The sequence below is a fragment of the Helicobacter sp. 13S00401-1 genome, from assembly GCF_002272925.1.
GTDB lineage: Bacteria > Campylobacterota > Campylobacteria > Campylobacterales > Helicobacteraceae > Helicobacter_I.
Window position 1 is genome coordinate 1 of record NZ_MLAR01000023.1, and the last position, 14,578, is coordinate 14,578.

A 14,578-nucleotide genomic window follows, 5' to 3' on the forward strand; every position below is an offset into this window, starting at 1 on the left:
TAGTTTAAATTCACATAGTTACTAATATCAATTTATATAATTTTTAATCTAAAACTTATATAAACTTTAATTTCAAACTCATATAAATCTTAAGATCAACTTATACAATCCTTAGTTTTAACTTAAAGATAAGTCTTGATGAAAATGGGAGTTTTATTAACGCATCTACTAGGGCTAATGGCTCAGTTGCAGCCGGTGCTATAAGTGTAAATGACGCCCGTGCTGCTGGAAATTTAAACCTTTCTCTAGAAAGCCAGAAATTAGATTCAGCGATGCAGAATTTAGAAAACATAGTAGACAAAATATCCACTATTTCAGCACAAAGCTCAGTATTAACTCAAGTTGCTTCATCAAATCTTGGAACTATAAATAATGAGGTTACAAGGTCAATTAGAGATCTTGGGTTACAACTTCCAAATCTATCTTCAAAAAGAGGATATACAGCTCTTGAAATGACTGGTATGCTAACCACTCCATTATATGCGGGCTCATTAAAAAGCTACGATGGAGCAAATACTGATCTATTTACCCTTTCTAACTCTCTCAACACTCTTGTGAATGGACCTACCAAAGCTGATGGAACAAGTGATATAACCCAATCAGGTGGGAATAATCTTAACAATATAAGTAGTGCTTCCTTGCAACAAGCTATAAATCAGGTCAACTCCCAAATACAAGCAGTTACTCTTAATCTAGGAGTTTATGCAAATAATTCTAGTATGGCACCTGTTATAGCAGAACAACAAGCGGCTTATAGTGCACTTGCAACCACACTTAAAACATTACAAAATGCAGTGGTTACAAACTCAAATAATGTAGCGCAGTTAAGTCATGTTAAGCTTGGCAATATATTTTATTCTGGAGATGGAGTGACAAATGTTAATGATATAACAAAGTTAAATTCTATATCTGGCAACAATGGAGATAGAGAACTCCTTTTAAGGGTTAATCAAAGGAATCTTGTGCCGGCTTTACAAAGTGCTATAGCCGCTCAAAATAGCACACAAACCATAGATGGAATCATAAATGGAAATGCTGATGGACAAGCAGTAAAGACAAATATCACACCTAACTATACTTTAAATACTTACCCTATCAATAATGGTGCTAACACAACAACCACTACCACTGTGGCCCCACAACTAGGAGCTACACAAAGTGCTATAGATGCTGGTGCAAAAATTGATACCCCACAAGTTATAAATGATAATAATGGGCGTCCTGTAAAATCACTTAAACAAGCAGTAAAAGATGTTCAAGCTGCGAATGCAAAAGTGGAACAGACTTTGGCTGTAGTGTTAGCAACTCAAAACCAAGCAGTAGGAGCTGCTGCAAGAGAAGGGGCACGTCGTAACTCAGCACCTACCATCCTTCCTACAGCTAAGGCTGGATTAATAGCCTTCTTTGGTAAGCATCAATCTGTATCTGTAGAGTATCAATACTATTTTAGAAATACTAATCCATCTTTTACTAGTGGAGAAGTAACACTTAATTATGCTTATTACTTTGGTGGTAAGTAGGAAGTAACTAGAAACTAGAAACTAGAAACTAGAAACTAGAAACTAGAAACTAGATAGTAGATAGTAGATAGTAGATAGTAGATAGTAGATAGTAGATAGGTAAGTAGGTAAGTTAAGAGGTAGGAAGGTAAGAAGGTGAGAAGAAAGTAGAAAAGCTAAGTAGGTAGGTTTTGTATATTAAGATTTATATAATTTGTATAAGTTATATAAATCTTATAGCTCATATAATTCTTATGATTCTTATGACTTACGCAGTTCATATAATTTATATAATTCATATGATTTATATAACTTAACTATATAAGATTTATATAGTTAAGTTATATATTTAGTAAGTGCATTGGAATAGAGCTTATAAAGGTTTAGAATCTAGAGTCTTTAAGATTTAGAATCTAAATCTAAACCTAAATCTAACTTCATAAAGTTTAGAATCTAAGATTTAGATTCTAAACACAAAGCCTAATAAGTAAAACCTAAAGTTAGATTTCATTTTTTATCATAGGGACTTTTTAGCACTAAATCATAATACTTTCTAAAATAAACTAGTGCATAATAAATACTAAGACTAATATATCTTTAATATATAAAAATACAAACCAGTAAAAAGCAAGTAGTTTGTAAACGCAAAACATTAGCCTGCTGTGTTAGGGTTGTAAGGCTTTCTTGCGATGGCGTGGTAAGATAAACTTCGATATTTTTATACTTTGTTATAGGCTATATCAAGATAATGGACGGATTTACTCTATCTATGCAAGCTCTCTTAATATATAGCACGTAATGAAAAATAATACACTTAAGCAATGTTTGAATGTAGCAGTGAATGCAGTAGATTAAAAATCTAAGCCTTAATGTATAACTACATAGGCTTAGAAAAGGTAGGCACCTAAGGCTAGAGGCTAGCTTAGATATATCTTACATTAAAAGGCTGGGATAACTGAACCTTTAAATGTAGTCTCTATATACTCTTTTACATCTTGGCTTTGAAGGGCTGCTTTTAGTTTTAAGATAGCAGGATTATTAACCTCATCTTTTCTAACTACTAGCCAGTTTCCATAAGGTGAAGTTTTATCTTCTGCGATGATGGCATCTTTTGGCGCAAGGCCAGCTTCTAGGGCATAGTTTCCATTTATCACAGCTGCTGCTACGGCTGGATCTGATAGATTCTTAGGTAGGAGTGCAGCATCTATTGGCTGGATATGAAGTTTTTTAGGGTTTTCTACTATGTCATTTTCTGTAGATACTAGACTAGTTGGATCTTTAAGTTTTATAAGGTTGTGTGCTTGAAGTAGTAAAAGTGCGCGCCCTTCATTACTTGGGTCATTAGGCACAGCTATAGTTGAACCTTCTTTTAGTTCATCTAAGCTTTTTATCTTTTTAGAATAAAGTCCCATAGGCTCAACATGTATATCAGCTATGGCTACTAGGTTAAGATTACGCTCTTTGTTCATGATGTCAAGATACTGTTTAGTTTGAAAAAAGTTAGCATCAAGAGACTTGTCATTTAAACTAAGATTTGGTGTTACATAGTCAGTAAACTCAACTACTCGTAAGTCTATACCTTCTTTTTTAAGCTCTGGTTTAATGTGATTTAATATTTCAGCGTGTGGTATAGGTGTAGCACCAACCTTTAAAACTATCATCTTGTTAGAATCTGTGCTTGCTGTGCTATCTTTTGTGTGACTATTTTCATTACTGCACCCTAAAAATATAAACATGGCTATGGTTAAAAATGCAAAACTTAGTTTTTTCATAAACTCTCCTATCTGTTTTTTCTTAAGCGTTTAACTATAAAGTCACCTATTGACTGTATAAGCTGCACTAATATTATAATAAGCACTACAGAATATAGCAACATCTCAGTGTTATACTTATAGTAGCCCTCTCTCATAGCTAAGTCTCCTAGTCCACCAGCACCTAAGGCACCAGCCATAGCTGAGTAGCCAACTAGGTTTATGACAGTGACTACTACTGCATTGATTAAAGCTGGCATGCTTTCAGCTATCATCATTTTTATAATGGTAAATTTACTTGCACCTAAACTTTTACTAGCTTCAACTAATCCTTTATCAACCTCATCTAAAGCACTTTCAAAAAGCCTTGCTATAAAAGGAGTTGCACTTATAAAAAGAGAGATGATGGCTGCAGTTGAGCCTATGCTTGTGCCTATAACTAGCCTTGAAAGTGGTATAAGCAAGATAACTAGTATTATAAAAGGAAAAGATCTAACTACGTTTACTACGCTTCCTATGGTCTTGTTTAAAGAAAGCATAGGCTTTAACCCACCTTTTTTAGATATACATAAAAATACGCCTAATGGTAAGCCAAAGATAACTGATAGTATGCAAGAAAAAAAGACCATATAAAGCGTTTCAAAAAAGCTTTTAGCTAGCAAAAAAGCTTCTTGATTAGTAAAGATATATCTTAAAACTTCTATAAATATGGAATCTAAAAAACTTAAAACTATTTGCATCTTAATCTCTTATAACAGTGGATTCTGTAGGCTCTACATCAGTGCTTGGCGGGATTATCTTAGTGCACTTTTGTAAGTCTATAACATAGCCTTGAAGCTTGTCTTTACCAACAAAGCTTAATGATGTGCTTAGGAATCTAAAATCTTCTTTATTAACCCTTATTTCTTGGTTGTTAAAAGAGCATATTAAAGTACTTCCTCTTTCAAAGGCTAGCTGCATGTTTTGTACATGGGTGTCAAACTTGGATTGATTGATACTATAAGCTACTATGCCAGCTATTATAATGATGATTATTACTAGGGCTATGATTTTCTTATATAACTTAGTGCTTTGATAATTATTAATGATGATATATAAAAACGCTACTGCAACTATGGCTAAAATAATTATAAAAACTAAGGTCATTGTGTCCTTTCTTTTACAAGAAGTTGATTTGAATGCAAGTGTCTAATGCAAGTGTCTTAAGACGCTTTAAAATGCTATGTAAAGCTTAGCTTTCGCCTCTAAGCTGATTAGTTATATCACCAGCTCCAAGACCCACTATAAAACCAGAATCTAAAGTTAAGATGATATTTTCTTTCTCATCTAATACTTCTAAGACTTCACCCTTGCGTCTAACTTTTGAAGCAAGGATTGGACAGTAGTCTTTAAAAATCTCTTTTAAATCTACATCAACTTTCTTCTCACTAGCTGCCCAAACAGGTAAGATAACTAAAGTATCAGCACACTTAAAGCAAGTCTTAAAGTCTTCTAGGTTGGCTAAAAGTCTTGAGTACTTATGAGGCTGAAAGATGGCTGTAACTTTAGCTTCTTTAAAAGGCATAGGATGTAAGTCTTTATAAAGTTCTATAGAATCTAAAGTTGCCCTTATCTCAGTTGGATGATGGGCGTAGTCATCTATAATGCAAGCTCTTTCCTGACTTATAGTTTGTAAGATATCAAAACGCTTTTTAGTGCCTCTAAACTTTTTAAGATTATAGATAAGCTTATCTAAATCTACTGGTTTATTTAGCTCTTCTAAAAAAGCTATGGAAGCTAGGAGGCTTAAAGCTGCATTTAATACAACATGAGATCCTAGCCCATAAACTGTGATGTCTTTTTTTACTATTTTAGATTCTAAGCCTAAAAAGCCCGTTTTAGATTCTAAGTCCATTATAAACTTAGTCACTGGCAAGTTTTCTTCAACTCCTGTGCTATCAAGCCCACAAAAGACATTCATCCCTATATCTTTAGCAGGGTTTAAAACTACGGTTCTAGTTGTGATTAATCCCTTATCTAAAAAGTCTTTACTTATCTTATCTTCAGAGTTAATCACTGCTACTTTAGCGCTATTCATAAACTCTAAGTAAGACTTTTTTAAAAGCTCGTAGTCATCTTCATAGCTTTCTAAATGCTCTGCTTCTATGTTAGTTACACAAGCTACTAGTGGGTTAGAGTGTAAGAAACTTCTATCGCTTTCATCAGCTTCAAAGATAAGCTCACTTCCTAAAACTTCTCTTACATTACTATTAAACTCCTTGCTTATAGCGCCTATCAAAGCAGAACACTCAGGGAGTATGGAAGCAAGCATGGCTGTAGTGCTTGACTTGCCGTGTGCCCCACACACGCTTAAAACATTTTTTTCTTGGAGGATGAAGTTTAGGGCATCTTTTCTTGAAAGCACGGGGATTTGCAATTTTTTAGCAGCAAGTATCTCACAGTTATCAGGCTTTATGATGGCTGAGTGGATAACAAGATCAAAGTTACTTTTTATAGCACTAGGGTTATGCGGGATGGTTATCTTTACTCCTTCTTCTTGCAAAGCTTTTGTTATCTTATTACTAGCTATATCACTCCCACTTATGGTGTGACCTTGGGCTCTAAGATAGATGCTAAGGGCTGAGATTCCTATACCGCCTATACCTATAAAATGTATCCTCATTTTTTACCTTTCATGTATTATCTACCTTTTATGTTATCACATGGATTTTCTGCGATAAACTCATCTCTATAGACTTTTATAGTTTTAAGCACAGAAGTAAGCACACTAACTTCTTGCGTTAAAGCTATCCTTACATAGTCACATCCCTGGGCATTTCTTCCTAGATAGCTACCTGGTAAGACTAAGATTCCATATTTTTCATAAAGTCCTTGAGTAAAACTTTCATCATTAAAAAGTAAAACTTTTTTTGAGTTAGTTATATGAACTTCATCGCAGTCTTGAATCTTAAGCCAAACATAAAATGTATAAGGTTCAACCTCACCAAAGATCTCTTTGGCTAAAACTAAATTTTTAGCAAACTTTTGCCTTATCTCTTCATGATAGCTAAACTCACGCCAAGCTATAGCACTAGCCTTTTGTAAGGGCAAAGGTATACTTGTGCCTACATAACTTCTATAAGTACTATAGTCTTTTAAGATGCTAGCATCTCCTGCTATATATCCACTTCTTAGGCCTGGTGCACTTGCAAGCTTTGAAAGTGAGTTTACAACTAAGATATTTTTAAAGCTAGTATTTCCAACAGCAAGACTAGCTTCAAGCAAACTTGCTGGCTTAGTATCAAGGTATATAGAACCATAACACTCATCATTAAGTAGTAAAAAGTCATATTTTAAAGCTAGCTTAACCCACTCTTTTAACTCTTCTAAACTTAGAGTTTTGCCAGTTGGATTATTAGGAGAGTTTAGTATAACTAAGTCCACTTGGGAGGCGATTTTTTCATCTAAGCTAGGAGTAAAGTTATTTTTTTCACTTAAATCCATTAAGTGGATATTAGCCTTTGAAGCAAGTGCTGCTCCTTCATAGATCTGGTAGAAAGGATTACAAAAGGCCATTAAAGGATTAGTTTTAGAAGCTAGAAAGAATTGAGGAAAGTTAAAAAGTACTTCTCTGCTTCCAAAAGAAGGTATTAACTCATCTTCTTTAAGTTCTATATGGAATCTATGCTTTATAAAAGCTAACTGGGCATCTACTAGTTCATCTATAGCTTTGTTCTTGGGGTAAAAGCTTATACCGCTTGCGTGCTGTGCCAGGGCGTCTATACTAGCTTTAGAGGCGCCAAAACTAGGCTCGCCTATACTTAGATTTAGCACATCTTTTGGTGGAGTGCAGCCCTCTAAAAGCTTTCTTAGTAAGTCAAAAGGGTAGGGATTAAAACGCAAGAGTTCTCCTTAAAATGATACATATTAGTAGGTGTATAAGATGTAAATTGTAATATATAATTTGGAACTTATACATTGGCTTGGAGATACTTTTGAATCATAAAGAAGAGATAATTAAAAGTTTAATAAATCATCAACTTAAAAAACCACTTTTAATGTTAGCACCTATGGCAGGCTATAGCGATCTTCCTTTTAGAAGTTTAGTTAAAAACTTTGGCGTAGATATAACAGTAAGTGAGATGATAAGTGTTAACGCCCTAGCTTATGCTAATGCTAAGACTTTAAAGATGACTGAGGCTTCTAAAGATGAAGTCCCTTTTAGCTTGCAGATTGCCGGGCATGACTTAGAAGTCATAAAAAAAGCACTAGAAAAGATAGAAGCACTAGAGCACGTAGATATCATAGACTTTAACTGCGGCTGCCCAGCTCCAAAAGTTACAACGCATGGCAATGGCTCTGCCCTTTTAAAAGACTTAGAATCTTTTGTAAAAATCTTACGCTTCATACGCGCTAACTCAAGCAAAAAACTCTTTAGTGTAAAAGTAAGGCTAGGTTTTGATAAAAAGATTCCCAAAGAGATAGCAGAGGCTATAAATGAAAGTGGAGTTGACTTTTGTGTAGTACACGCTAGGACTAAAGTAGATGCTTACAAAAAAGAAAGGATAGATTATGAAAGTCTAGCTTTGATGAAAGAGATAGTGCGTGTGCCTTTAGTTGCTAATGGCGAGATAAACACTTTAGAAGACTATAAAAAAGTTATAAGTTTAACTAAGGCTGATGGGGCCATGATAGGGCGTGGGGCTTTGAAGGCACCTTGGCTTTTTTATCAAATCAGAAATGATAGTTTTGAAGTCCCAGATTTAGTACTTAAAAATATAGTCTTAAAGCATTTTGAAGAGATGTATAGATTCTATGGAGATTTTGGCGTTATCATGTTTAGGAAGAATCTTCATGCTTATACTAAAGGCTTGCCAAATGCTAGTGAGTATAGAGACTTTGTAAATAGAACTAAAGACTATAAGATACTAAAAGATTCTATAGAATCTTTTTTTAATACCGCATTAAAACTAGAAGCGTGATAAAAAGGTGATAAGTATGCACAAGATAGTTTTTGCATTTCTCACTAGTCTAAGTTTAGGAGCCCTAGAAGCAAAGGCTTACTTTTTACTAGGCTATGGTACTAGTTTAAGCCCAGATGGCCTACTTGCTAATGTGCAAAATCAGATAGGTAAAGATAATATTAAAGGCGATATACAAAGTGCTAACTATAAAGGTGCTATTAATAACATTAATGACTTTTATGTAGGTGCACAGCTTGACTTAGATAAGGCTAAGATTTTTAACCTTAGAGGTTTAGTAAACTTTAGCTTTGCTAATAATGGCTACTTTCAAAACGCCACTAATAGAACTCATACTAAAGGTGCTACAGGCTACACACCAGCTAAAGCGCCAACAGTTAATAGTGACGGAACTACTACCTTTACTGAAGAGAAGTTTGCTAGCGTTCCTTTAACGCCAGATTCCTTACCTAAAAATATGTTTCTAGTTAACTACGGTGTAAGTGCAGACGCAGGTATAAACCTCCCTATAACTTATATACTTAATGCCTTTATTGCCAAACTACCAAAGCTTCCTCCTATCTTGATAGGGGCTTATGGTGGGCTAGGTTTTGAGTTTAGCTCTCTAAGCACAGGAGCTTTTGATCCTGGAGTTTATAACAACGTAGGAGTAGATAGTAAAGATAGCATCTATCTTGCTGGAGGTGACTTTTTAGTGCGATTTGGCGGGAGTGTTAGACTTGGGGAGAACTTAAGAGTTGATCTAGGGATAAAAGTGCCTTTTGCTGATATACAAGGGGAGCGCTACTATCAGTTCCCACTTGGTGAAACAGACACTTTTAAGCAGCAGATTCTAACTCAGAAGTTTTTGATTAAGCAGACGCCTTTTTGGCAAGTGAGTGTTAATGCACTTTTTTAGACAAACTATCTTAAAACTATCTTTTTTTAAAAGCTTTAAAGCACTTTCTTTACTTCTCCTAGTTAGTTTTGCTCTAGCTAGTACACCTACTAAGACCTCTTTTAACACACAAGAGATAAAGCCTAGTAAAGAAGTAAAAAAAGATTCTAGAGCCTACCTTTATACAAAGTGGCAAACCTCACTAGCCCTAATCCAAAAGGCTAAACATGTACATGCTAAGTACTTTCCTTATGCTAATCCAAACGCGCCAAAGGGAGGTACTTTAAAAAGCTATGGTCTAGGTGGTTTTGATAGTTTAAATATGTTTGTTCTAAAAGGTAATGGTGCTTCAGGATTAAACCTTATTTATGAAACACTTATGACTCAAAGTTTAGATGAGCCCTATGCTATCTATCCGCTAATCGCCAAAGAAGTAAGCATAGCTAGTGATTATTCAGGAGTTAGATTTAAGCTTGATCCTAGGGCTAAGTTTAGCGATGGTGTGCCTATAACTAGCGCTGATGTCAAGTTTAGTTTTGATACTTTAATCTCTAAAGGAAGTCCAGCTTATGCAAGATATTATGCAAGCATAGAAAAAGCAGTTATTATCAACAAATATGAAATTGAGTTTCTTTTTAAAACTACCAAAAATATAGAGCTTCCTTTAATCATCACAACCCTCCCCATCATCCCAAAGCACTACTATATGAAAGATGGAGTAAACACCTTTGGCGATAGTAATCTAACTATGCCTCTAGGAAGTGGTCCTTATATCTTAAAAAGCTATAGCCTTAACAAAAAGCTAGTTTATGAGAAAAATCCTAACTACTGGAGTGGGAATCTTCCTATCAACAAAGGATCTTATAACTTTAAGTACGTAGTTTTTGACTACTATAAAGATGACAGTATAGCCTTGCAAGGCTTTTTAAGTGGGAACTATGACTACAGGGTAGAATCAAGTGCCAAAAACTGGGCACTAGGCTATAAGGGCAAAAGCCTAAAAGAAAAAAAGTTTAGGATGCTAGAGATTAGACATTCACTAGGTGCAAGCATGCAAGGCTTTTTTATGAACACTAGAAAGCCGCTTTTAAAAGATATAGTTTTAAGAAAGGCCTTAACCTTAGCCTTTGACTTTAAGTGGAGTAATGAGAATCTTTTCTTTTCTCAGTATGTTAGGACAAAAAGCTACTTTGAAAACAGTATCTACTCAAGCCATGCTACTTCAACCTTGCCTAGTGGAGAAGAGCTAAAGCTTTTACTACCTTATAAAAATGAGCTACCAAAAGGCTTTTTTACTAAAGAAGTGGTGTTAAGTTTAGGTAAAAGACGAGCTAGCTTGCTAGCTGCACAAAAGATGCTTCATGATGCTGGATATAAGGTAAAAGACAACCAGCTTTATGCACCAGATGGACAAAAAGTAGAGCTTACCATGCTTTTAGATAGTCAGCTTTTTGAACGTGTAGTTTTACCCTACGCGCAAAATCTTAGAATACTAGGCATAAAGCTAAATGTAAGAGTAGTGGATGAAGCCCAGTATCAAAACTTGCTTAATGCTTTTGAGTATGACATGATAGTATCTAACATATGGCAAAGCCCTTATCCTGGCAGTGAGCAAAGCTACTACTTTGGAAGTGAGAGTGCAGATATAAAAGGATCTTCAAACTACTCAGGCATAAAAGATAAAGTAGTTGACGCACTTATAAAAAAGCTTGATGAAACTAGTAATCAAGACTTAAGGATAGATATATTAAGAGCTATGGATAGAGTTTTGATGTGGGGCTATTACGTCGTGCCTCACTACTATGGCCCCTTCTTTAGGATAGCTATATCTAATAATATAAAGACACCTAAAGTCTTTCCTAAATATGGTGTAAGTCCATATCTATGGTGGAGTGCGCATCCTAAAGAAAAGTTTGAAGAGCCAGACTATGAAGAAACAAAATAAAGGTGATAAATGAGAAAGATAACTTATACGCTTTTAGCAAGCCTTACTTTTTTAGGAGTTTTATACGCTGATAGTTTGGAATCTACAACAAAAGATTCCAAAACTTCACAAGATTCTATTTATAACAAATGGCAGATAGCTTCTAACTTCGCCAAAGATAGGGATAACTTTAAGCGTGATATCTATCTAGATACAAGCTATAACTTTGTTAAGTCAAGATCTAATCTATCTCTTTTTGGACTAGATGTAGGCTACATGCACAGAGTAAGAAAGGACTTACTTGTAAGTGGAGGATTTTTATATCTTAACTCTAGACTTGCATCCTTTCCTACAGCATGTGCTAGGCAGGAGCTTTGTGATGTTTTAGCCTTTCAAAGCAGTGCTTCTAGTAATGTTGCGACTAACACCTTTAATCTAACCTCACTTGGCTTTAATGTAGGCGCACTTTATAATATCAAAGGCTTTGATCTTAGCACTTACATAGCTTATCTTGGCTCACTTGCTAAAGACTTTGATAACATTCACGCTAAAGATTCTTATACTTTTAATCTCTCTGCAAGCTATCCTTACTACTTTTATAACTTTAGCTTTAGGCCTTATATTAGTTTAGATTCCATGCTTTTTAGTAGCTATGATGAAACTAGTCTTAAGCTTAATACTATCGCACTTATGTTTGATGTAGGGCTAAAGGGTGCTTATGTTTATGGTAGCACTTCCTACTTTGCTAACCTCTCATATAATGGCATCTATAATGGATATGGGCACGACTTAGACCTAGCTTTTAAAGGTAGCTCTTATATTACAAGCAGGCTTTATAATACGCCTACTATCTTGCCTCTAGTTTATAGTTATAATGACTTTTTAAGCCTAGAGCTAGGAGCACTAACTAAAAGTTATAAGAGCTTTTATGTAAGGGCTAGTCTTAAAGCAGACTATGGGATAGTGCTAGAGTATGTAGGTATAGGCGCTAATCTTACTTTGAACTATCAGTTTTAAGATTAGCTTCTAAAGCGCTTACTTGCCTTACAAACTAAGGCTAATCTTAGAATCTAAACTAGCTTTAGTGCATTAATCATACAAGTTGTACTTATAAAAGCCTTACAACCTTGACACAGTAGCCTAATGTTTTATATTTATAAACTACTTGCTTTTTACTGGTTTATAGAATCTTACTATTTATTATGCACTAGTTTGTTTTCTATGCACTAGTTTATTTTAGAAAGTATTATGATTTAGTACTACAAACTTTTTAAGATAAAAGAATTATTTTATACATAGGTAATTCTAATCTCTTCATATTATTAACTAAATCTTTATTCCAGCACTTTCTTTTTCTACTTTTTCTAACTTACATATTTTCTTTTAACCAAAGCGTAAGCTTCCTTGAAAACGAAGTTTCCTTAAAAAACAACGTAAGCACTACTGCTTACTTGCCCTGCTTTTTTGCACTACGAAACAAATAAAAATGCCTCTGGCTTAAAAAATTATAATTATTGAAAACTTTGTTATATATAGATAGCTGCCCATTAAAATGATGAAGCCTAACTTTAGGTTTTATTTATAGTTTCTAAATCTTAGATTCTATAAAGTTACAAAAGATTCATAAGACTTTTTAATAGCAAGACTATAACTAGAATTTCAATAGTGAGATTACAAAGAGTTTTTAAGAGTGATGCTATAAAGATTCTTTAATGTTTAGATTACAAAGATTGTTACTACAGTCTTTGTAGACTAAAATAGTCTAAATAGTCTTTATAACTATAGTCTTTGTGATTAATAATATTGTTTTTAGTTATTTGAAGAGTTTAGAATCTATTGTTTATTTAAGGTTTGGTTTCGTATTTAAAATTAATACTTACTTTTAGATTTTACTTTGTATTTAGAAGTATGTTTGTGTTTAGAATCTAAATCTTAGATTCTAAGTCTTAAAGACTTTAGATTCCAAACTTTCATAAAGATAAATCTAGAGTTAGTTTGAAAGTAGATTTAGGGATTTAGGATTTAGGATTCTAAGTCTTAAAGACTTTAGATTCTAAATCTTTTTAAACTCTACTTAAATACACTTACTAAATATATAACTTACTTACCTCTTTTTACTTCCTACTTACCACCAAAGTAATAAGCATAATTAAGTGTTACTTCTCCACTAGTAAAAGATGGATTAGTATTTCTAAAATAGTATTGATACTCTACAGATACAGATTGATGCTTACCAAAGAAAGCTATTAAACCAGCCTTAGCTGTAGGGAGGATAGTTGGAGTAGAGTTTTTGCGTGAGTTAGCAGCAGCTGCAGCAGCGGCTGCCCCATTAGCAACGTTTGCATTAATTGCTGCTTGCAATACTGCATCATCTACGGCTTTATTAGCAGCTTGTACATCGGCAACGGCTTGTTTAAGTGATTTAACTGCATTGCCTTGGGCATCTTTTATAGTATCAGAACTTACAGTGCTTGCTGTATATGTTTTTGTTCCTGTATTTGCGTTTGCATCAGTTCCAGTTGTTGTGTACTTAACCGCTAGTACCTTGCCAGCATTATCCTTAGCTGTTCCACCATTAATGATGCCATCTATAGTTTGAGCTGCATCTTGAGCATTTGTTACATTGTTGGTTAGTACTGTAACACTATTTTTTAGCAGATTTTGTAAGGTAGTTTTGTTTTGATTTGCATCTGTTGATGAAATATTATTTATAGCTGCAGCCAAAGCACTTTGTGCGCTTGTTCCAGTACCTATCGCAGTCGCTCCATATGGATTTAAATATACGGCATTGATCTTGTCAAGGCTTATATTTTTTGTTGCTTCTGTATTTGCCTTAACTGCATCACTTAATGCCTGCAATGTTGAGTTCAGTGCATCATAAGCAGCTTTTTGCTGTGCCAAAACTGTAGAGGTACCACTAATATTTGATAGAATGCTGCTCATCTTGTCTCTTTGTATATTTACAGCATTTATGGCATCTATTAACTGTGAGCTGCTTTGTTTAGCACTAGCTGATAAATCATTGCCATTACCATTAACTACAGTATTAAAGGTTTTAGCATAATCTGTCACATCTATATTATTTAATATGCCTAAAGTATCCATACGTGTTGGATTACTGTTGTTAAAAAACTCATTTCCTAAGTTACCTAGATCCATTGCTTTTCCTAGATTACCTCTCGCTTCTATTGATACATCATGACTATTAATATTTCCTTCCCAGACTTTTCGTATATTTCCTTGTGCAAGTAGTATGCTATTTGTGCCACTTCTGCTTAGAATTGTATTGCGCGCACTATCTAATGAAAGCTGATTGACTATGTTTTGCAAGTTTTGAATTGAGCTTTCTAGATTCCTAGAATCTTGGATTAAACTTGCTGCAGCAAGTGGATTTTGCAAAATCTCTCCAGCAACAGCTTGTATCCCCGTAGCACCGGCTGCAACTGAGCCATTAGCCCTAGTAGATGCGTTAATAAAACTCCCATTTTCATCAAGACTTATTTTTAAGTTAAAACTAAGGATTGTATAAGTTGATATTAAGAGTTTATACAAATTAAAACTTATGC

At 34.4% G+C, this 14,578-nt stretch carries 11 protein-coding genes; 5 read left to right on the forward strand and 6 right to left on the reverse strand.

Going from position 1 to position 14,578, the window contains the following annotated elements:
* Positions 1-272: 272 nt before the first annotated feature.
* Entirely contained in the window at positions 273-1,520 is a 1,248-nt protein-coding gene (locus tag BKH43_RS07965; RefSeq protein WP_095230373.1) for a hypothetical protein, read from the forward strand.
* Between the two features lie 917 nt (positions 1,521-2,437).
* Here BKH43_RS07965 and BKH43_RS07970 read toward each other — a convergent pair.
* The 5 genes from BKH43_RS07970 to BKH43_RS07990 all read right to left on the reverse strand — a co-directional run bounded on the left by BKH43_RS07970 (position 2,438) and on the right by BKH43_RS07990 (position 7,132).
* Positions 2,438-3,271, reverse strand: coding sequence for a MetQ/NlpA family ABC transporter substrate-binding protein (locus BKH43_RS07970; RefSeq protein ID WP_095230375.1), 834 nt, complete (start codon positions 3,269-3,271; stop codon positions 2,438-2,440).
* A gap of 8 nt (positions 3,272-3,279) precedes the next feature.
* Complete coding sequence (locus BKH43_RS07975) at positions 3,280-3,990, reverse strand: methionine ABC transporter permease (protein ID WP_095230376.1); 711 nt, start codon at positions 3,988-3,990, stop codon at positions 3,280-3,282.
* A 1-nt stretch (position 3,991) separates the two neighbouring features.
* The gene (locus tag BKH43_RS07980; protein WP_095230378.1) at positions 3,992-4,396 is read right to left on the reverse strand and encodes a hypothetical protein; all 405 of its coding nucleotides are present in this window, start codon (positions 4,394-4,396) and stop codon (positions 3,992-3,994) included.
* An 85-nt stretch (positions 4,397-4,481) separates the two neighbouring features.
* Positions 4,482-5,912, reverse strand: coding sequence for a UDP-N-acetylmuramate--L-alanine ligase (gene murC / locus BKH43_RS07985; RefSeq protein WP_095230379.1), 1,431 nt, complete (start codon positions 5,910-5,912; stop codon positions 4,482-4,484).
* A gap of 17 nt (positions 5,913-5,929) precedes the next feature.
* A complete protein-coding gene (locus BKH43_RS07990; protein ID WP_095230381.1) occupies positions 5,930-7,132 on the reverse strand; it encodes a succinyldiaminopimelate transaminase in 1,203 nt (400 codons plus the stop codon).
* Positions 7,133-7,257: 125 nt separating this feature from the next.
* Between BKH43_RS07990 and BKH43_RS07995 the strand changes: the two genes are divergently transcribed.
* Genes BKH43_RS07995 through BKH43_RS08010 form a run of 4 tightly spaced genes read left to right on the forward strand, consistent with a single transcriptional unit; the run spans position 7,258 to position 12,029 of the window.
* The gene (locus tag BKH43_RS07995) at positions 7,258-8,211 is read left to right on the forward strand and encodes a tRNA-dihydrouridine synthase (RefSeq protein ID WP_172402353.1); all 954 of its coding nucleotides are present in this window, start codon (positions 7,258-7,260) and stop codon (positions 8,209-8,211) included.
* A gap of 16 nt (positions 8,212-8,227) precedes the next feature.
* Complete coding sequence (locus BKH43_RS08000; protein WP_095230383.1) at positions 8,228-9,109, forward strand: hypothetical protein; 882 nt, start codon at positions 8,228-8,230, stop codon at positions 9,107-9,109.
* Positions 9,096-11,033 carry an extracellular solute-binding protein gene (locus BKH43_RS08005; RefSeq protein ID WP_095230385.1) on the forward strand — a complete coding sequence of 646 codons (1,938 nt, stop codon included), beginning with the start codon at positions 9,096-9,098 and terminating at the stop codon, positions 11,031-11,033. Before BKH43_RS08000 ends, BKH43_RS08005 begins: the two co-directional genes overlap by 14 nt.
* Positions 11,034-11,042: 9 nt before the next feature.
* Entirely contained in the window at positions 11,043-12,029 is a 987-nt protein-coding gene (locus BKH43_RS08010; protein ID WP_095230387.1) for a hypothetical protein, read from the forward strand.
* A 1,104-nt stretch (positions 12,030-13,133) separates the two neighbouring features.
* Here the strand turns inward: BKH43_RS08010 and BKH43_RS08015 are convergent.
* Positions 13,134-14,578: hypothetical protein (locus BKH43_RS08015; RefSeq protein ID WP_216358501.1), on the reverse strand; the 1,445-nt coding region annotated here is incomplete at its 5' end.

Coding starts and splice junctions, on each gene's coding strand:
- BKH43_RS08010 (WP_095230387.1), top strand. CDS start 11,043: ATGAGAAAGATAACTTATACGCTTTTAGCAAGCCTTACTTTTTTAGGA.
- BKH43_RS07975 (WP_095230376.1), bottom strand. CDS start 3,990: ATGCAAATAGTTTTAAGTTTTTTAGATTCCATATTTATAGAAGTTTTA.
- BKH43_RS08005 (WP_095230385.1), top strand. CDS start 9,096: ATGCACTTTTTTAGACAAACTATCTTAAAACTATCTTTTTTTAAAAGC.
- BKH43_RS07980 (WP_095230378.1), bottom strand. CDS start 4,396: ATGACCTTAGTTTTTATAATTATTTTAGCCATAGTTGCAGTAGCGTTT.
- BKH43_RS07965 (WP_095230373.1), top strand. CDS start 273: ATGCAGAATTTAGAAAACATAGTAGACAAAATATCCACTATTTCAGCA.
- murC (WP_095230379.1), bottom strand. CDS start 5,912: ATGAGGATACATTTTATAGGTATAGGCGGTATAGGAATCTCAGCCCTT.
- BKH43_RS07970 (WP_095230375.1), bottom strand. CDS start 3,271: ATGAAAAAACTAAGTTTTGCATTTTTAACCATAGCCATGTTTATATTT.
- BKH43_RS08000 (WP_095230383.1), top strand. CDS start 8,228: ATGCACAAGATAGTTTTTGCATTTCTCACTAGTCTAAGTTTAGGAGCC.